16 protein-coding genes are annotated in these 17,973 nt (G+C 55.4%); 6 read left to right on the top strand and 10 right to left on the bottom strand.

Translation table 11 applies throughout. From position 1 onward, the window contains the following. Nucleotides 1-34 precede the first annotated feature (34 nt). The 4 genes from HVX64_RS08115 to HVX64_RS08100 are packed head-to-tail and all read left to right on the top strand — an operon-like array spanning nucleotide 35 to nucleotide 3,294. Entirely contained in the window at nucleotides 35-844 is an 810-nt protein-coding gene (locus tag HVX64_RS08115) for a 3-keto-5-aminohexanoate cleavage protein (protein WP_044266327.1), read from the top strand. A gap of 24 nt (nucleotides 845-868) precedes the next feature. Then, nucleotides 869-2,215 carry a bile acid:sodium symporter family protein gene (locus HVX64_RS08110; protein ID WP_043001362.1) on the top strand — a complete coding sequence of 449 codons (1,347 nt, stop codon included), beginning with the start codon at nucleotides 869-871 and terminating at the stop codon, nucleotides 2,213-2,215. Nucleotides 2,216-2,221: 6 nt separating this feature from the next. After that, complete coding sequence (locus tag HVX64_RS08105) at nucleotides 2,222-2,641, top strand: heme-binding protein (protein ID WP_044256550.1); 420 nt, start codon at nucleotides 2,222-2,224, stop codon at nucleotides 2,639-2,641. Further along, the gene (locus tag HVX64_RS08100; protein WP_044256552.1) at nucleotides 2,638-3,294 is read left to right on the top strand and encodes an aspartate/glutamate racemase family protein; all 657 of its coding nucleotides are present in this window, start codon (nucleotides 2,638-2,640) and stop codon (nucleotides 3,292-3,294) included. Before HVX64_RS08105 ends, HVX64_RS08100 begins: the two co-directional genes overlap by 4 nt. 165 nt (nucleotides 3,295-3,459) lie before the next feature. Here HVX64_RS08100 and sucD read toward each other — a convergent pair whose 3' ends face one another. The 8 genes from sucD to sdhC all read right to left on the bottom strand — a co-directional run bounded on the left by sucD (nucleotide 3,460) and on the right by sdhC (nucleotide 13,305). After that, nucleotides 3,460-4,329 (bottom strand): succinate--CoA ligase subunit alpha, encoded by an 870-nt coding sequence (gene sucD / locus HVX64_RS08095; RefSeq protein WP_043001365.1) that lies wholly within the window; start codon nucleotides 4,327-4,329, stop codon nucleotides 3,460-3,462. After that, the gene (sucC, locus tag HVX64_RS08090) at nucleotides 4,329-5,495 is read right to left on the bottom strand and encodes an ADP-forming succinate--CoA ligase subunit beta (protein WP_044256554.1); all 1,167 of its coding nucleotides are present in this window, start codon (nucleotides 5,493-5,495) and stop codon (nucleotides 4,329-4,331) included. The genes sucD and sucC overlap by 1 nt, the downstream gene beginning before the upstream one ends. Before the next feature lie 115 nt (nucleotides 5,496-5,610). Continuing rightward, nucleotides 5,611-6,831: a 2-oxoglutarate dehydrogenase complex dihydrolipoyllysine-residue succinyltransferase gene (gene odhB, locus HVX64_RS08085; RefSeq protein WP_044256556.1), complete on the bottom strand. Its 1,221-nt coding sequence runs from the start codon at nucleotides 6,829-6,831 to the stop codon at nucleotides 5,611-5,613. 14 nt (nucleotides 6,832-6,845) lie between these two features. Continuing rightward, nucleotides 6,846-9,647, bottom strand: a complete 2,802-nt coding sequence (sucA, locus tag HVX64_RS08080) for a 2-oxoglutarate dehydrogenase E1 component (protein WP_044256558.1) — start codon at nucleotides 9,645-9,647, stop codon at nucleotides 6,846-6,848. 414 nt (nucleotides 9,648-10,061) lie between these two features. After that, on the bottom strand, nucleotides 10,062-10,778 hold the full coding sequence (gene sdhB / locus HVX64_RS08075) for a succinate dehydrogenase iron-sulfur subunit SdhB (RefSeq protein WP_043001368.1): 717 nt from the start codon (nucleotides 10,776-10,778) through the stop codon (nucleotides 10,062-10,064). Between the two features lie 15 nt (nucleotides 10,779-10,793). Further along, nucleotides 10,794-12,560, bottom strand: coding sequence for a succinate dehydrogenase flavoprotein subunit (gene sdhA / locus HVX64_RS08070; protein WP_043001369.1), 1,767 nt, complete (start codon nucleotides 12,558-12,560; stop codon nucleotides 10,794-10,796). After that, complete coding sequence (gene sdhD, locus HVX64_RS08065) at nucleotides 12,560-12,907, bottom strand: succinate dehydrogenase membrane anchor subunit (protein ID WP_043001370.1); 348 nt, start codon at nucleotides 12,905-12,907, stop codon at nucleotides 12,560-12,562. Before sdhD ends, sdhA begins: the two co-directional genes overlap by 1 nt. Further along, on the bottom strand, nucleotides 12,901-13,305 hold the full coding sequence (gene sdhC, locus HVX64_RS08060; protein ID WP_043001371.1) for a succinate dehydrogenase cytochrome b556 subunit: 405 nt from the start codon (nucleotides 13,303-13,305) through the stop codon (nucleotides 12,901-12,903). Before sdhC ends, sdhD begins: the two co-directional genes overlap by 7 nt. Before the next feature lie 694 nt (nucleotides 13,306-13,999). Here sdhC and HVX64_RS08055 point away from each other — a divergent pair. Beyond that, entirely contained in the window at nucleotides 14,000-15,283 is a 1,284-nt protein-coding gene (locus HVX64_RS08055; RefSeq protein WP_044256560.1) for a citrate synthase, read from the top strand. A 186-nt stretch (nucleotides 15,284-15,469) separates the two neighbouring features. Next, the gene (locus tag HVX64_RS08050) at nucleotides 15,470-16,516 is read left to right on the top strand and encodes an AbrB family transcriptional regulator (RefSeq protein ID WP_044266336.1); all 1,047 of its coding nucleotides are present in this window, start codon (nucleotides 15,470-15,472) and stop codon (nucleotides 16,514-16,516) included. Here HVX64_RS08050 and nei read toward each other — a convergent pair. Together nei and pcp are read right to left on the bottom strand one after the other, a co-directional pair. Then, complete coding sequence (nei, locus tag HVX64_RS08045; protein ID WP_044256562.1) at nucleotides 16,513-17,304, bottom strand: endonuclease VIII; 792 nt, start codon at nucleotides 17,302-17,304, stop codon at nucleotides 16,513-16,515. The two genes, HVX64_RS08050 and nei, sit on opposite strands and share 4 nt — an antisense overlap. A gap of 23 nt (nucleotides 17,305-17,327) precedes the next feature. Further along, nucleotides 17,328-17,972, bottom strand: a complete 645-nt coding sequence (gene pcp, locus HVX64_RS08040) for a pyroglutamyl-peptidase I (protein ID WP_044256563.1) — start codon at nucleotides 17,970-17,972, stop codon at nucleotides 17,328-17,330. Nucleotide 17,973: the final 1 nt, after the last annotated feature.

Below are 17,973 nucleotides of genomic sequence, written 5' to 3'. Positions count from 1 at the left end.
TTAATATCTCTGTACCGGAAAACCGGAGGAACACATGTCGGATACTGTTATTATTTCGCTGGCACCCGTTGCCGCGGATTGCCCCAGAGTTATACCCGAAGAACTGGCGCAGGAAATACTGGCCAGCGTCGAACATGGTGCAGCCATCGTGCATTTACACGTTCGCGATAAACAAGGTCGTCTGACGTCGGACACCACCGATTTTCAGGCGACAATTGACCACGTCATGCGCCATTCCGACCTGATTATTCAGGCCTCAACCGGTGGCGTCTCCACCATGTCGATTGCCGAGCGCTGCGCGCCTCTGGACTGTCCCGGCGTCGAAATGGCGTCGCTGAACGTCGGCTCTGTTAACCTCGGCGATGCCGTGTACGTTAATCCCGGACCGGACGTTGAATATTGTTCGCAACAAATAACCCAACGTTCCATTATTCCTGAATTTGAAGTTTTCGAAATTGGCATGATTAATAACATTCTGGCGCTGGAAGAAAAAATATCGTTCAAGAAACCGATGTTATTCAATATTGTCCTCGGACACCGTGGAAGTTCACCCGCGACGGTTGATGCGTTAATTGCCATGCGCAGTATGATCCCTCGCGACGCCTTATGGGGAATTACCCATTTTGGCCGCAAGAATTTCGATATTATTGCGGCAGCGGTCGGCATGGGTGCCAGTGAAGTGAGAATTGGTTTTGAAGATAGCTATTATTTAAGCGCCGAAGAGAAAGCTCAGCATAATTATCAGCAGGTTGCCAAACTCGCCACGCTTATTCGCAGTATGGATAAAAAGGTCGCCACGCCGGATATTGCGCGGCAAATGTTAGCTATTCCACCACGGCAGTAATAGCGAGAGAAAGGACATTTCACCATGACTATCACAACCGTTATTCACAAAACCGGACTGGGCGTCTGCATCGCCGGTGGCGCCCTGGCGGCAATTGGCGCCCTGATGCAGTCTCCCGCCCTCTGGCAGCCGGGGCTGGTGATGCTGACGACAGGCTTCGCGGCAGGTGCTGGCTACTGGACAAATCTTCGCAGCTACCAGTTTACCCTGTGGATCATTGCCGGCTTTGTCGCGGCGATGACCTGGTCAACCGATCTAATCGTCTGGGGCGGATTCAACATCACCCATAAATGGATCGTCTTTTTGGTGATCCAGGCGACCATGTTCAGTATGGGCACCAAACTCACGATTCAGGACTTTATCGACGTCGCTAAAATGCCCTGGGCGGTGTTTATCGGCACCTTCTGTCATTTCGTCATCATGCCTCTGCTCGGCCTGAGCATCACGCTGATCTTTGACTTTCCGCCGGAAGTGGCGGTAGGCATTCTGCTGATTGGTTCCTGTCCCAGTGGGCTCTCCTCCACCGTCATGGTGTATATCGCCAACGCCAACCTGGCGCTGGCGGTCTCGATCGCCGCCGTCTCGACGCTGGCGGCGACGGTCATGACCCCGCTGTGGGTGAATCTGCTGGCGGGTTCAATGATCGACATCCAGCTCACGGCGATGGTGATGGACGTCGTGAAAATCGTGTTGATCCCGATTGGCGCGGCGATTTTACATGACTACCTGAAAACCTATGCCGGCGTGCAGGGGCGTCGTACCGTGCAAACGCTGGCCGGGATCAGCGCCATCTGGCTGCTGTATATGCTTACCGGCGGCTGGGACACGCTGTTTGGTAGCGCCAGCGCCGACGCGCAAATGTATGCGGTGGTGCTGAACTTTGTGGCTGGCGGGATCATCTGGGCGCTGTTCTATAACTGGCTGTATGGACGCGTGGCCGGCGTTAAGAAGATCATGCCGACCATTTCGATGATGGGCATCATTTTCTTCACCACTACGGCAGCGGCAGCCGGGCGCGACAACCTGGTTCAGGTCGGCTTCCTGCTCTGCTTCGCCATGCTGATGCACAACCTCGGCGGCTTCCTGATTGGCTATCTGATGAGCCGCTGGATCTTCCGCATGGATGTTCAGTCCGCCCGGACGGTAGCCTTCGAAGTCGGACTGCAAAACGGCGGGATGGCATCAGGTCTTGCCGCCGCGATGGGAAAACTGGCCACCGTTGGTCTCGCCTCTGCGGTCATGACGCCGCTTGGCAACGTCAGCGGCTCGCTGCTGGCTAACTACTGGCGCAAAAAGGATGCCCGACAGGCGCAGGCCCAGAGCGAGAGTTCGCCTGCTCAGCCGGTATCAGAACCTCTGTCAAAAGGATAACTCACCATGATGACTTTAACCCTGCAACAAGCACGACGCGCGGTAGACTGCGCGCTCGATCTCGCCGACACCCGTTATGCGCAACGTCCGCTCAGCGTGGCGGTCTGCGACGCTCACGGCGAGTTACTGAGCTTTGCCCGTATGGATAACGCCAAACTGTTGACCATTGAGCTGACGCAGCGCAAAGCACGCACCAGCAGCCGTTTAGGTTGCACCACTCAGGCGTTTTTGCAACGTCTGCAAAATGAGTCACTGGATATCAGCTACTTTGCTGACCCACGTTTTACCGCGCTGCCCGGCGGCGTACCGATTCTTCACAACGGTAAATGCGTGGGGGCCGTTGCGGTTGGTGGACTGTCCGCCCAGGAAGATCACGATGCGGCTATGGCCGTTGCCGAATGTTTGCTCAAGGAGTTCGCAGAATGAAAAAGATCGCTATGCTTCACACCAGTTCCGCCACGCTCGCCATGATGCAGCAACTGATCGGCGACATCATGCCAGAAGCGGACGTGATGCACCTGGTCGAAGAGTCGATGATTAAGCAGGTGATGAAGGCCGGAGGCGTGACGCCGAACATTGCGGCACGCATTGCCGACTACGTCCACATAGCCGAAAAAGCGGATTGCGAGATTTTCATCACCGCCTGTTCGTCCATTGGCACGGCGGTTGAACAGTGTCAGTTTATGACACCGCTGCAGCTTGCCCGTATCGACTGCGCGATGGTGGAACAAGCCATTAGCCTGGGTGAGAACATTGCCGTGCTGGCCACCGTCGCCACCACGATGAAACCGACGCTGGAGTATGTGCAACGCAAAGTACAGGCCAGTGGTAAGCAATGCACCGTGACGCCGATATTGATGGAAGAGGCATTCCATGCTCTGCTGGCGGGCGATATGGAAACCCACGATCGCATCGTCAGCGAAGGATTGCACAGCGCGTATAAACAGGCTGATGTGGTTATGCTGGCGCAAGCGTCGATGGCGCGCGTTCTGCAGCAGCTTCCGTCGCCGCCCGTCCCGGTGATGACCTCTCCGGAAAGCGGCATCCGTTGGCTGAAAGCGCTGGCTGAAAGCGCATAACCTGGCAAGTCAACACTCCCCCCTAGGCCGGATAAGCGCCAGCGCCATCCGGCATACAGACAGGCAAAAAAAAGGCCATCATCAGATGGCCAACCATGTCGAAAATGGACCAGCCCTTTCCCCTGCATCACGGGTAAATGCAGGGGTTGGGCTGTTTTATTGCTTTTACTTAATGACGGCTTTCAGCGCTTCGCCGATATCGGCCAGGCTGCGAACAGTTTTCACACCAGCGGCTTCCAGCGCTGCGAATTTCTCATCCGCAGTCCCTTTACCACCGGCGATAATGGCGCCCGCGTGACCCATACGTTTGCCTTTCGGCGCGGTCACACCGGCAATGTAGCCAACAACCGGTTTGGTCACGTGATCTTTGATGTAGGCCGCCGCTTCTTCTTCCGCGCTACCGCCGATCTCACCGATCATCACGATCGCTTCGGTCTGCGGATCTTCCTGGAACAGTTTCAGGATGTCGATGAAGTTAGAGCCTGGGATCGGGTCGCCGCCGATGCCCACACAGGTGGACTGGCCGAAACCGTAGTCGGTGGTCTGCTTAACCGCTTCATAGGTCAGCGTACCGGAACGCGAGACGATACCCACTTTACCCGGCTTATGAATGTGACCGGGCATAATGCCGATTTTGCATTCGCCCGGGGTGATAACACCCGGACAGTTCGGGCCGATCATGCGTACACCGGCTTCATCCAGCTTCACCTTCACGGTCAGCATATCCAGCGTCGGGATGCCTTCGGTGATAGTGATGATGAGCTTAATGCCTGCGTCGATGGCTTCCAGAATGGAGTCTTTGCAGAACGGTGCCGGCACGTAGATAACGGACGCGGTGGCGCCCGTCGCTTCTACGGCTTCACGCACGGTGTTAAATACCGGCAGGCCCAGGTGCGTGGTGCCGCCTTTGCCTGGCGTTACGCCGCCAACCATCTGCGTACCGTAGGCAATTGCCTGTTCGGAGTGGAATGTCCCCTGGCTACCGGTGAAGCCCTGGCAGATAACCTTGGTATCTTTATTAATTAAAACTGACATTATTTCCCCTCCACTGCGGCAACAACCTGCTGAGCTGCATCCGTCAGACTTTTCGCTGCAATAATATTCAGGCCGCTGTCAGCCAGTTTCTTCGCGCCGAGTTCGGCGTTGTTACCTTCCAGACGAACCACCACCGGAACGTTAACGCCCACTTCCGCTACCGCGCCGATAATGCCGTCAGCAATCAGATCGCAACGCACGATACCGCCGAAGATGTTAACCAGAACCGCTTTAACGTTGTCGTCAGAGAGGATAATTTTGAACGCTTCGGTGACGCGCTCTTTGGTGGCGCCGCCGCCCACGTCAAGGAAGTTAGCCGGTTCGCCGCCGTGCAGTTTCACGATGTCCATGGTGCCCATCGCCAGACCTGCGCCGTTAACCATGCAGCCGATGTTGCCATCCAGCGCGACGTAGTTCAGTTCCCACTGTGCTGCCTGCGCTTCACGCGGGTCTTCCTGAGACTGATCGCGCATTTCGCGCAGATCCGGCTGGCGGAACAGCGCGTTGCCGTCAGCGCCCAGTTTGCCGTCGAGGCAGATCAGGTCACCCTGTTTGGTGATAACCAGCGGGTTGATTTCGATCAGCGCCAGGTCGCGCTCAAGGAAAATGGTCGCCAGGCCCATGAAGATCTTAGTAAACTGCTGAACCAGTTTGCCTTCCAGACCCAGTTTGAACGCCAGCTCGCGTCCCTGATACGGCATTGGGCCGCTCAGCGGATCAAGCGCCACTTTGTGGATCAGGTGCGGGGTTTCTTCCGCCACTTTTTCAATTTCAACGCCGCCTTCGGTGGAGGCCATGAAGACCACACGACGGGAGCTACGGTCAACGACCGCACCCAGATACAGCTCTTTATCAATATCGGTCGCCGCTTCAACCAGAATCTGGTTGACCGGTTGACCGTTGGCGTCTGTTTGATAGGTCACCAGACGTTTGCCCAGCCAGTGCTCAGCAAACGCGCGAATCTCTTCTTTGCTTTTTACAACTTTCACACCGCCCGCTTTACCGCGGCCACCTGCGTGAACCTGACATTTTACTACCCACGGACCCGCACCGATTTTCGATGCCGCTTCTTCAGCTTCACGCGGAGTAGTACAGGCATAACCCACCGGCGCCGGTAAGCCATAGCGGGCAAAAAGTTGTTTTGCCTGATATTCATGTAAGTTCATGTGTTCTGTCCATCCTTCAGGTAATCGTTATCTTTAAACCCGTAGACCGGCGTGGTGCTTGTGCCGGATGGCGCTACGCTCATCCGGCCTACGAGGCAGGTGATACTCTTGTTTACTACACGTCCAGCAGCAGACGAGTCGGATCTTCCAGCAGTTCTTTGATCGCCACCAGGAAGCCCACGGATTCGCGACCATCGATCAGACGGTGATCGTAGGACAGCGCCAGGTACATCATCGGCAGGATTTCGACCTTGCCATCTACCGCCATCGGACGATCTTTAATCGCGTGCATGCCGAGGATCGCACTCTGCGGCGGGTTGATGATCGGCGTGGACATCAGCGAACCGAACACACCACCGTTGGTGATGGTGAAGTTACCGCCCGTCAGATCTTCCACCGTCAGCTTGCCGTCACGACCTTTGATAGCCAGCGTCTTGATGTTTTTCTCGATGTCAGCCATACCCAGCGTATCGACGTCGCGCAGGACCGGGGTCACCAGACCGCGCGGCGTGGATACCGCCATGCTCACGTCGAAGTAGTTGTGATACACCACGTCGTCGCCATCGATAGAGGCGTTCACTTCCGGATAGCGTTTCAGCGCTTCTACTACCGCCTTCACGTAGAAGGACATGAAGCCCAGACGGATACCGTGACGTTTTTCAAACGCTTCACCGTACTGCTTACGCAGATCCATGATGGGCTTCATGTTCACTTCGTTGAAGGTCGTCAGCATGGCAGTGGAGTTTTTCGCTTCCAGCAGACGCTCGGCCACGCGTTTGCGCAGACGGGTCATCGGTACGCGTTTTTCGCTACGTGCCCCCAGCGCTGGCTGTGCAGCAGGGGCTTCTGCCGGTGCTTTGGCCTCGGCTTTCGCCGGGGCTTTCGCCAGATGCTTATCCACATCTTCACGAGTGATACGTCCGCCCACACCGGTGCCTTTGATCGCACTGGCGTCGAGGTTGTGCTCAGCCAACAGGCGACGGATCGCCGGGCTCAGCGCATCGTTATTTTGCTCTTCCAGAGAAGCCTGTTGACGCTGCGCCGGGGTAGACGCTTTTTCTTCAGACTTCGCGCTGGTTTCTTTACCCGCGCTATTGCCTTCACGCAGGCGACCGAGGATCTGGCGGGAGGTCACGGTGGTGCCTTCGTCTTCCAGAACCGCATCCAGAATGCCGTCCGCTGATGCCGGTACTTCCAGTACCACTTTGTCAGTTTCGATTTCTACCAGCACTTCGTCACGAACCACCGCATCACCCGGTTTTTTGTGCCAGGTGGCAACAGTCGCGTCCGCTACGGACTCAGGCAGGTCGGGAACAAGAATATCTACGCTACTCATTTTGTATCCTTTAATTAATCGACGTTCAGCGCGTCATTGACCAGATCTTGTTGCTGTTTCTGGTGAACGGACATATACCCTACCGCCGGAGAGGCGGAGGCCGGGCGACCTGCATAACGCAGAGCGGCCCCAAATGGAATCACTTCACGGAAATGATGCTGGCTGCAGTACCATGCGCCCTGGTTGAGCGGCTCTTCCTGGCACCAGACAAAGTCATGTACGTGAGCGTACTGTTTCAATACGTCCTGCATCGCCTGATGCGGGAACGGATAAAGCTGTTCGATGCGCACAATGGCGACATCTTGCTGATTGTTCTTGCGACGCTGTTCCAGCAGGTCGTAATAAACCTTACCAGAACACATCACCACACGCTTCACGCCTTTCGGATCGAGGTCATCGACTTCACCGATGGCAGGCAGGAAGGTGCCGTTCGCCAGCTCATCCAGGCTGGAGACCGCCAGCGGATGGCGCAGCAGCGATTTCGGCGACATGACCACCAGCGGACGACGCATCCCGCGCAGCGCCTGACGACGCAGCATGTGATACACCTGAGCCGGAGTAGACGGTACGCACACCTGCATGTTCTGCTCAGCGCAAAGTTGCAGATAACGCTCCAGACGCGCGGAGGAGTGCTCCGGACCCTGCCCTTCATAACCGTGCGGCAGCAGCATCACCAGGCCACACATCCGGCCCCATTTCTGTTCGCCAGAGGAGATGAACTGGTCGATAACCACCTGCGCGCCGTTGGCGAAGTCACCGAACTGCGCTTCCCAGATGGTCAGGGTGCGTGGTTCCGCTGTGGCATAGCCATATTCGAAGGCCAGTACCGCTTCTTCAGACAACACGGAGTCCCAGACGCGGAAGCTGCCCTGCCCGTTGTGGACATGCTGCAGAGGAGTCCAGGTCGACCCGTTGGTCTGGTTGTGGATCACCGCGTGGCGGTGGAAGAAGGTGCCGCGACCGGAGTCTTCACCGGACAGGCGAATCGGGATCCCTTCGTCAACCAGCGTAGCGTAAGCCAGCGTTTCTGCGCCGCCCCAGTCGAACGGTTTTTCCCCGTTCGCCATTAGCTGGCGGTCGCCGTAGATTTTGGCCACACGAGACTGCATCTCAACGGTTTCAGGCACCGTACTGATGCGTTTCGCCAGTTCCTGAAGGCGCTTCATTTCAACCTTGTTCGGGTACGCTTCATCCCACTCGTGGTTGAGGTACGGCGACCAGGTAAAGGAGTGCATATTCATCGGACGCCACTCTTTCACCACGCATTCGCCTGCGTCCAGCGCGTCGCGATACAGGTTGACCATTTCGGTGGCATCTTCCAGCGTCGCGACGTTATCCGCTTCCAGCTTATCCGCATAGATTTTGCGCGGGGTCGGATGCTTTTTGATTTTCTGATACATCAGAGGCTGGGTTGCGCTCGGCTCGTCGGCTTCGTTGTGGCCGTGACGGCGGTAGCACACCAGGTCGATGAAGACATCGCGTTTGAAGGTGTTGCGGAAATCCAGCGCCAGACGAGTGACGAAAGCCACCGCTTCCGGATCGTCCGCATTCACGTGGAAAATCGGTGCCTGTACCATTTTACCGATATCGGTGCAGTACGGGGTGGAACGTGCATCCAGCGGGTTAGAAGTGGTGAAGCCCACCTGGTTGTTGATCACGATGCGAACGGTACCGCCCACTTCGTAACCCCGCGCTTTCGACATGTTCAGGGTTTCCTGAACCACGCCCTGCCCGGTTACCGCCGCATCACCGTGAATGGTGATTGGCAGGACTTTGTTGCTGCTTGGTTCATCCAGACGATCCAGACGAGCGCGAACGGAACCGATCACCACCGGGCTGACGATTTCCAGGTGCGACGGGTTAAACGCCAGCGCGAGGTGAACCAGGCCACCTTCGGTTTCGATATCCGATGAGAAGCCCATGTGGTACTTCACGTCACCGGTGCCGAGATGTTCTTTATGTTTACCCGCAAATTCGTCGAACAGATCCTGCGGTTTCTTACCCAGTACGTTGACCAGGACGTTCAGACGACCACGGTGCGCCATACCCAGCACCACTTCACGGGTACCGCTGTTACCGGCATGGCGGATCATCTCTTTGAGCATCGGGATTAACGCATCACCGCCTTCCAGCGAGAAGCGTTTCGCGCCAGGGAATTTGGCGCCCAGATAACGTTCCAGACCTTCGGCTGCGGTGAGTTCACTCAGGAAGCGTTTTTTCTCTTCGCTGCTGAATGCCGCGCGACCGGATTCGATGCGCTGTTGCAGCCAGCGTTTCTCTTCGGTGCTGGTGATGTGCATGTACTCAGCACCAATCGGGCCGCAGTACGTTTGTTTGAGCGCGGAAAGCAGCTCGCCCAGCTTCATCGTCTCTTTGCCGCCGGCAAAAGAACCTACGTTAAAGCTTTCCTGGAAGTCGGCCTCTGTCAGATCGTGGAAGGACGGATCCAGATCGGCAACAGTGTCTTGCTGCCACAGTCCCAGCGGATCGAGATTCGCATGCTGGTGACCACGGAAGCGATAAGCGTTGATGAGCTGCAGGACTTTAACCTGCTTCACATTGGTGTCAGGGTCGGAAATCGAAGAAGAGTAACGTGAGGCATCCTTCGCCAGACGACGGAAATAATCACGCGTTTTTGAATGGAATTGATCCGGTTTGACTCCGGTGCCAGGTAACTGCTGGAACGTCGAACGCCAGTTAGCGTCTACCGAGTCAGGATCGGTTAAGAAGTCTTCATAGAGCTGTTCTATCCAGCTCTGGTTTGCGCCAGAGAGGTAAGAAGAGTCCAACCAGGCTTTCAAAGCGCTGTTCTGCATCGTGATCCCTTAAGCATTTGTATGCTTACTTCGCCGTGGATACTACCACGCATACGTCGTATGCGTGCCGGGGTTCACTTGTTACGGACTGTCGTGTGATCTGCGTCCGCTAAGGAACCTTTAAAAACTGTCTAATAATCGTCGTTGTTCAGGCTGCGACTGCGTTGCAACCGTTCCTCACCCGGTCACATAGTGAACTATGCTCCCGGCGATTCGTTCCGTTCGCGCCTTGTCTCGCGCTGAACATCTCGATTATTGCTATCAATGTGGCAGTTTTTAGAGGTTTCCTACACTAATTTGCCTGATGGCGACCCCGTAGGCCTGATAAGCGAAGCGCCATCAGGCAACATGTGCCGGATGGCGACGTAAACGTCTTATCCGGCCTACAGGATTGCCACCGCAGGCAATGTCTACTTACGCACTGCGTTGCAACAGCATCGACTTAATATGGCCGATGGCGCGCGTCGGGTTCAGCCCCTTAGGACATACACTGACGCAGTTCATGATGCTGTGACAGCGGAATACGCTGAATGCATCGCTTATCCCTTCCAGGCGGCTGTCCGTCTCGGTATCACGGCTGTCGATCAGGAAGCGATAGGCCGCTAACAGACCCGCCGGACCGATAAACTTATCCGGATTCCACCAGAAGGATGGGCAAGACGTTGAGCAGCAGGCGCACAGAATGCATTCATACAGCCCATCGAGTTTTTCCCGCTGCTCTGGCATCTGTAAATGCTCACGAGCCGGAGGATTTTGCCCATTATTCAATAAGTAAGGCTTAATCTTCTCATATTGTGCATAGAATTGCCCCATGTCTACTACCAAATCGCGGATCACCGGCAAACCAGGCAGCGGACGGATAACAATTTTCTTACCGGGCTGAACCAGCGCTGATACCGGCGTGATGCAGGCCAGACCGTTCTTCCCGTTCATGTTCAGACCATCTGAACCACACACGCCTTCACGGCAGGAGCGGCGGAAAGAGAGACTGGGGTCTTTCTCTTTGAGCTGCATCAACGCATCCAGCAGCATCATGTCACGCCCTTCTTCGCCTTCCAGGGTGTAATCCTGCATGCGCGGAGCGTCATCAACATCCGGGTTATAGCGATAAATTGAAAACTCGAGTTTCATTGTCCTGTCTCCGCATTAGTATGTACGAATCTTCGGCGGGAATGCCGGGCGCAGTTTCGGTTCCATGTTGACTTCACGTCGGGTCATGGATTCCGTCTCTGGCAGATACAGGGAATGGCACAGCCAGTTTTCATCATCACGCTCCGGGAAGTCGAAGCGGCTATGCGCGCCACGGCTCTCGGTACGGAAGTTGGCGGATACTGCGGTGGCATAGGCAGTTTCCATCAGGTTATCCAGCTCCAGACACTCTACGCGCTGGGTGTTGAATTCGCTGGAGGTGTCGTCCAGACGGGCATTTTTCAACCGCTCGCGGATGGCTTTCAGCTCTTCAAGCCCTTTTGCCATCGCATCGCCTTCCCGGAAGACCGAGAAGTTATGCTGCATACATTCCTGCAGCGCTTTGCGAATCACCACCGGATCTTCACCATCACGGTTATTGTTCCAGCGGTTCAGACGCGCCAGGGACGCGTCGATTTCGTCTTCTGTGGCATCGCGCAGTTCACCCTGCTCAGCGATAGATTCCTGCAGATGCAGACCGGCCGCACGACCAAAGACCACCAGATCCAGCAGCGAGTTACCGCCCAGACGGTTAGCGCCGTGTACCGATACGCAGGCGATTTCACCCACCGCAAACAGCCCCGGAACCACCACGTCTTCACCCTGCTCGTTCACCGTCAATGCCTGACCGGTCACTTTGGTCGGAATACCGCCCATCATGTAGTGACAGGTTGGGATAACCGGAATCGGCTCTTTCACCGGGTCAACGTGTGCAAACGTACGGGACAATTCCAGAATGCCCGGCAGACGGGATTCGAGGACGTCTTTACCCAGATGGTCAAGTTTCAGTTTAGCGTGCGGACCCCAAGGACCATCGCAGCCACGACCTTCACGGATTTCGATCATGATGGAACGCGCCACCACGTCACGGCCCGCCAGGTCTTTCGCATTCGGCGCATAACGCTCCATAAAGCGCTCACCGTGTTTATTCAGCAGGTAACCGCCCTCACCGCGGCAGCCTTCTGTTACCAGCACGCCCGCACCGGCAATCCCGGTTGGGTGGAACTGCCACATTTCCATATCCTGAACCGGAACACCGGCACGGATTGCCATCCCCACGCCGTCGCCGGTGTTGATGTGCGCGTTAGTGGTGGACTGATAAATGCGGCCTGCGCCGCCGGTGGCCAGCACGGTTGCACGGGCTTTGAAGTAAACCACTTCACCGGTTTCGATGCACAGTGCGGTACAACCGACCACTGCGCCATCGGCGTTTTTGACCAGATCCAGCGCATACCACTCGGAGAAAATGGTGGTGTGGTTTTTCAGGTTCTGTTGATACAGCGTATGCAGCAGTGCGTGACCGGTACGGTCAGCTGCCGCTGCGGTGCGTGCCGCCTGCTCACCGCCGAAGTTTTTCGACTGGCCGCCAAACGGACGCTGATAGATACGACCGTCGTCGAGACGGGAGAACGGCAGCCCCATATGTTCCAGTTCCAGAATCGCTTCCGGACCGGTTTTACACATATATTCGATAGCGTCCTGGTCACCGATGTAGTCCGACCCTTTCACGGTGTCGTACATGTGCCATTCCCAGTTATCTTCATGGGTATTACCGAGCGCGACGGTGATGCCACCCTGCGCGGAAACGGTATGAGAACGGGTTGGGAACACTTTGGACAGCAGCGCACAGGTCTGGCCGCTTTGGGAAATTTGCAGCGCCGCACGCATACCTGCGCCGCCTGCGCCAATAACTACAGCATCAAATTCTCTGACTGGCAGTTTCATTACACACCCCACACCACAACAAATCCATAAATCACGTAAACCACCAGTGCAACGACGATAGCCAGTTGCAGCGACAACCGAATTGCCAGCGGTTTAACGTAGTCGGTCAACACCTGCCACATGCCGATCCAGGCATGAATCAAGATGGAGAAGAGTGCCAGCAGGGTGAAGACTTTGGTGAAAGCCGATGAGAAGAAACCGGTCCAGACTTCCCAGGTCAGTTCGCCGCTTGTGGCGAAGAAACCCACCATATAGATGATGTATAACGTCAGAACGATAGCGGTAGCACGGACCAGGATGAAGTCATGTACGCCATTACGTCCTAGTGCGGAGGCGTTGCTTACCATACGAGGACTCCTGCGAGAAGTGAAAGCACGACAGTGATAACAAAAGAGATTTTGGCTGAGCGTTTACCCGCTTCGAATGTTTCTTCCAGATAGCCAAAATCCATCATCATGTGACGAACACCGACCACGACGTGATACGCCAGCGCGGTAAGGATGCCCCACATAATAAATTTAACAAAAAAGCTACCCATGATGGCGGATGCCTGCTGGAATCCTTCAGGGGAAGAGAGGCTGGTGCCCAGTAACCACAACAGGATCCCGACCGCCACAAAGGTGATCACTCCGGAAACGCGATGGAGAATGGACGCTATCGCCGTGATTGGGAACCGGATCGTTTGCAGATCCAGATTGACAGGTCTTTGTTTTTTCACATTTCTTATCATGAATAACGCCCACATGCTGTTCTTATTATTCCCTTTGGACTTCGGGTACAGAGAGTGAATCACCTGTAGCCTGAAAGACGACGGGATTTCCTTCCTCCGGTCTGCGTGCGGGTCAGACAGCGTCCTTTCTATAACTGCGCGTCATGTAAAACACTGCTTCCAGTTGCTAAAACGACACGTTACAACGCTGGGTGGCTCGGGATTGCAGGGGTTTCCGGAGACCTGGCGGCAGTATAGGACGTTCACAAAATCATTACAATTAACCTACATATAGTTTGTCGGGTTTTATCCCGAACAGTGACACAGGTCACGATAACAACATTTATTTAATTTTTAATCATCTGATTTGACAATCATTAAACAAAGTTGTTACAAACAACACCAGAAAAGGCATATAATGCGTAAAAGTTATGGGGTCACTCTTTAACCTGCAAATAAGTTATGTAACAGTAGGAAGATATTGACCGATCCCTTCAGTACAGTTAATAGTGATAGACAGGTTGAATAATTCGGATTGCTAAGTTGTTGATTTGTTGCTAATTCACCATGAGTTAACTGATTTACCTGCAAGCGCCCATTGCTCTGTACCCTGGTTTCTCCTCTATCCAGAGCGGCGAGCCGAATAACAAACTGGTAACGGTTGATTGATGTATCGATGGCAAATCTCACCTGAGTAGTCTTAAGCAATAAGGCGCTAAGGAGACCGTAAATGGCTGACACAAAAGCAAAAATCACCCTAAATGGTGATACGGCTATTGAACTGGATGTGCTGAAGGGCACGCTAGGTCAAGATGTTATTGATATTCGTAGCCTGGGTTCGAAGGGGATGTTTACTTTTGACCCTGGTTTCACCTCTACTGCATCCTGCGAATCCAAAATTACGTTCATCGACGGCGATGAAGGCATTTTGTTGCATCGCGGCTTCCCGATCGATCAGTTAGCCACCGAGTCTAACTATCTGGAAGTGTGTTACATCCTGCTGAACGGCGAAAAACCGACGCAGGCAGAGTACGACGCATTCAGAACCACCGTGACTCGCCATACCATGATCCATGAGCAAATCACCCGTCTGTTCCACGCTTTCCGTCGCGATTCACATCCGATGGCGGTCATGTGCGGGATCACCGGTGCGCTCGCCGCGTTCTATCACGACTCTCTGGATGTTAACAATCCGCGCCACCGCGAAATCGCCGCATTCCGCCTGCTGTCCAAAATGCCGACAATGGCGGCGATGTGTTACAAATATTCTATCGGCCAGCCGTTTGTTTATCCGCGTAACGACCTCTCCTACGCCGGTAACTTCCTGAACATGATGTTCTCCACGCCGTGTGAAACCTATGAAGTGAACCCGGTACTGGAACGCGCAATGGACCGTATCCTGATCCTGCATGCCGACCATGAACAGAACGCCTCCACCTCAACGGTACGTACTGCTGGCTCGTCTGGCGCGAACCCGTTTGCCTGTATTGCTGCGGGTATTGCATCCCTGTGGGGACCGGCGCACGGTGGCGCGAACGAAGCGGCGCTGAAGATGCTGGAAGAAATCAGCTCGGTTAAACATATTCCGGAATTCGTTCGTCGTGCGAAAGACAAGAATGACTCTTTCCGCCTGATGGGCTTCGGTCACCGTGTTTACAAAAACTACGATCCGCGTGCCACCGTGATGCGTGAGACCTGCCACGAAGTGCTGAAAGAGCTGGGTACCAAAGATGACCTGCTGGAAGTGGCGATGGAGCTGGAACACATCGCGCTGAACGACCCGTATTTCATTGAGAAGAAACTTTACCCGAACGTCGACTTCTACTCCGGTATCATCCTGAAAGCGATGGGTATCCCGTCTTCCATGTTCACCGTGATCTTCGCCATGGCGCGTACCGTCGGCTGGATTGCGCACTGGAGCGAAATGCATACCGATGGCATGAAAATCGCGCGCCCACGTCAGCTGTACACCGGCTACGAAAAACGCGATTTTAAATCTGACCTTAAGTATTAATCGTCAGACTGCCGGATGGTGACGCGACTGCGTCTTATCCGGCCTACGGTTGTCAATTCGTAGGCCGGATAAGTATTAGCGCCATCCGGCAACTTCCCTACCTTTTCTTGACCCTCGCTATATTAATCTTCTCCGCCCTTCTCTATGATTTACGGATAGTTTGTTCATTTCTTCCGGGAGCACAGGATGCCAGTTCTGCAGTGGGGCTTGTTGTTTTTGCTGTCACTCCTTCTGTCCCTGCTCTTTCTCAGCATTCATCTTCCGGCGGCGTTACTGCTCGGCCCGATGATCACCGGTATTCTGTTTAGTCTTCGCGGTATCTCACTAAAGCTTCCTCGCTGTACGTTCCTCGGCGCGCAAGCCATTCTTGGCTGTATGATCGCGCAGAATTTGTCAGGCTCATTATTAACGACGCTGGCGGCAAACTGGGTAGTGGTGCTGGCGGTTCTGCTGGTGACGCTGCTCTCCAGTACGGTCGTTGGCTGGTTACTGGTTCGCTACAGTTCACTCCCTGGCAATACCGGCGCGTGGGGCTCATCTCCCGGCGGTGCGGCGGCAATGGTCGCGATGGCGCAAGACTACGGCGCCGATATCCGCCTGGTCGCCTTTATGCAATATTTGCGGGTACTGTTTGTCGCTGGCGCAGCGGTGCTGGTGACGCGGTTTATCATGGGCGAAAGCGCAGAAGCCGTCAGCCAGCAGATTGAGTGGTTCCCGCCGCTGAGCGGCAATCTGTTCACGACGCTGCTGTTAGCGGCGGTTGCCAGCGTTGTCGGTCGGGTGCTGCGCATTCCCTCCGGTACCATGCTGGTGCCGATGCTGGTAGGCGCCCTGCTGCACGCAAGCGGCGTGATGGTGATTGAACTGCCGGAATGGCTGCTGGCGATAGCGTATATGCTTATTGGCTGGCAGATTGGTCTCGGATTCGACAAGCAGGTCTTCTTTATGGCGCTGCGACCGTTGCCGCAAATCCTGCTCTCTATCTTCGCCCTGCTTGCCATTTGCGCAGCAATGGCCTGGGGAATGACCCACTATATGCAGATTGATTTTTTAACCGCCTATCTCGCCACCAGCCCCGGCGGGCTTGATACGGTTGCAGTCATTGCCGCCGGCAGTCACGCCGACATGTCGCTGATCATGGCGATGCAAACCCTGCGGCTGTTCAGTATTCTTCTCACTGGCCCTGCCATCGCCCGTTTTATTTCAGCCAAAGCGCCGCGACAAGCGCATTAATGCTGGCAATGTGGACACCAGTAGAACGGCCGTGAGGAGAGCGTGGTTTTCTCGATGATCCCGCCACAACGTTCGCAAGGTTCACCGTCGCGGTGAAACACCTTAAAGCGAAACAGCGCGCCATGATGCTTATTTTCATCGACCTGCCCACGCGTGGTGTAGGACAAGCGCGGAATATCCAGCAGCGCATGCGCTAACGCCGTCAACTGCGCATCGCTGAGATCGCGCGCTTTATGCTGACCGGTTATCCCCACCTGCCAGAGGATCTCCACCCGCAGATAGTTTCCCAGCCCAGCGAGAAAAGCCTGATCCAGCAACAGCCCGGAAAACTGGCGGTTGCGAAAACGCGGCGAGAGTAACCGGGCTTTCACCGCATCAGGGGTCAGACGCGGGTCCAGCACGTCCGGCCCAACCCGTTGCAGGAAGGGATGGGTAGTGAGCTGTTCCGGCGTCAACATCTCAATGTCAGACGCGCTATAAAGCAGAATGGTTTTATCCGCAGTTTGCAGTTTAACGCGCAGAATACGGGTGGTGTGCGGCATGTCGCCACTGTCCACCACGTGCCAGACGCCATACAGCTGATTATGGCTGTAGAGCGTCAGACCCGCGGAAAAATGGGTCAGCAACGCTTTGCCGCGCGTCTCCATCGCCGTGACGGTCTGCCCCACCAGTGTGGATTGATACGGTTTTAACTGCGCAAAGGCAAACCAGACATCCGTCAGGGGTTTGCCTTTGATCGCCGCCTCCAGGTTATCCGCCGCGCGGCGGATCTCCGGGCCTTCAGGCATGGTTCTGTCCTTATCTGAGAAGATTAGTGCGTGGCGCCACCTGTCACGGCGATGTCATCGTCAACCTGCAATGCGGTAGCGATCGCCACCTCCAGCGCCAGACGCACCGTTTCCGCCGCCATACTGGGCGCCCCCGGATGCGCCGCCGCCTGCTGCGGCAGATAAGGGATATGGATGAATCCCCCCTTCACCTCCGCGATGCCGCTCAGTTTGTGGAGCAATCCGTACATCACATGGTTGCAAACAAATGTCCCCGCCGTCTGTGAGACCGACGCTGGCACACCGGCTTCACGCATCGCCGCCACCATGGCTTTGACTGGCAGCGTGCTAAACCAGGCCGCTGGTCCACCAACAACAATCGGCTCATCCACCGGCTGTTGGCCTTTATTATCCGGAATACGGGCGTCGTCGACGTTGATCGCCACGCGCTCAACGGTAATATCGGTCCGTCCGCCCGCCTGTCCGATGGCCAGCACCAGCGATGGAGAGAGCGTATCAATGGCGGAATTCAGCACACTGAGCGACTCGCCAAACACACACGGCAACTGACGCGCCACCACGCGGCACCCGGCGATGATAGCATTGTCGAGCTGCGAGACCACTTCCCAGGAAGGGTTAATCTGCTCGCCGCCGAAGGGCTCAAATCCGGTGATTAATACCGTTTTCATC

It is taken from the genome of Citrobacter sp. RHB20-C16 (genome assembly GCF_013890155.1).
Lineage (GTDB): Bacteria > Pseudomonadota > Gammaproteobacteria > Enterobacterales > Enterobacteriaceae > Citrobacter_A > Citrobacter_A amalonaticus.
Note: the sequence above shows the minus strand (reverse complement) of the source record. Positions and strands in the feature narration are given on the sequence as shown.

Coding starts and splice junctions, on each gene's coding strand:
- HVX64_RS08055 (WP_044256560.1), top strand. CDS start 14,000: ATGGCTGACACAAAAGCAAAAATCACCCTAAATGGTGATACGGCTATT.
- pcp (WP_044256563.1), bottom strand. CDS start 17,972: ATGAAAACGGTATTAATCACCGGATTTGAGCCCTTCGGCGGCGAGCAG.
- sdhA (WP_043001369.1), bottom strand. CDS start 12,560: ATGAAACTGCCAGTCAGAGAATTTGATGCTGTAGTTATTGGCGCAGGC.
- nei (WP_044256562.1), bottom strand. CDS start 17,304: ATGCCTGAAGGCCCGGAGATCCGCCGCGCGGCGGATAACCTGGAGGCG.
- HVX64_RS08100 (WP_044256552.1), top strand. CDS start 2,638: ATGAAAAAGATCGCTATGCTTCACACCAGTTCCGCCACGCTCGCCATG.
- HVX64_RS08105 (WP_044256550.1), top strand. CDS start 2,222: ATGATGACTTTAACCCTGCAACAAGCACGACGCGCGGTAGACTGCGCG.
- sucA (WP_044256558.1), bottom strand. CDS start 9,647: ATGCAGAACAGCGCTTTGAAAGCCTGGTTGGACTCTTCTTACCTCTCT.
- sdhC (WP_043001371.1), bottom strand. CDS start 13,305: ATGTGGGCGTTATTCATGATAAGAAATGTGAAAAAACAAAGACCTGTC.
- sdhD (WP_043001370.1), bottom strand. CDS start 12,907: ATGGTAAGCAACGCCTCCGCACTAGGACGTAATGGCGTACATGACTTC.
- HVX64_RS08115 (WP_044266327.1), top strand. CDS start 35: ATGTCGGATACTGTTATTATTTCGCTGGCACCCGTTGCCGCGGATTGC.
- sucD (WP_043001365.1), bottom strand. CDS start 4,329: ATGTCAGTTTTAATTAATAAAGATACCAAGGTTATCTGCCAGGGCTTC.
- odhB (WP_044256556.1), bottom strand. CDS start 6,831: ATGAGTAGCGTAGATATTCTTGTTCCCGACCTGCCTGAGTCCGTAGCG.
- sdhB (WP_043001368.1), bottom strand. CDS start 10,778: ATGAAACTCGAGTTTTCAATTTATCGCTATAACCCGGATGTTGATGAC.
- sucC (WP_044256554.1), bottom strand. CDS start 5,495: ATGAACTTACATGAATATCAGGCAAAACAACTTTTTGCCCGCTATGGC.
- HVX64_RS08050 (WP_044266336.1), top strand. CDS start 15,470: ATGCCAGTTCTGCAGTGGGGCTTGTTGTTTTTGCTGTCACTCCTTCTG.
- HVX64_RS08110 (WP_043001362.1), top strand. CDS start 869: ATGACTATCACAACCGTTATTCACAAAACCGGACTGGGCGTCTGCATC.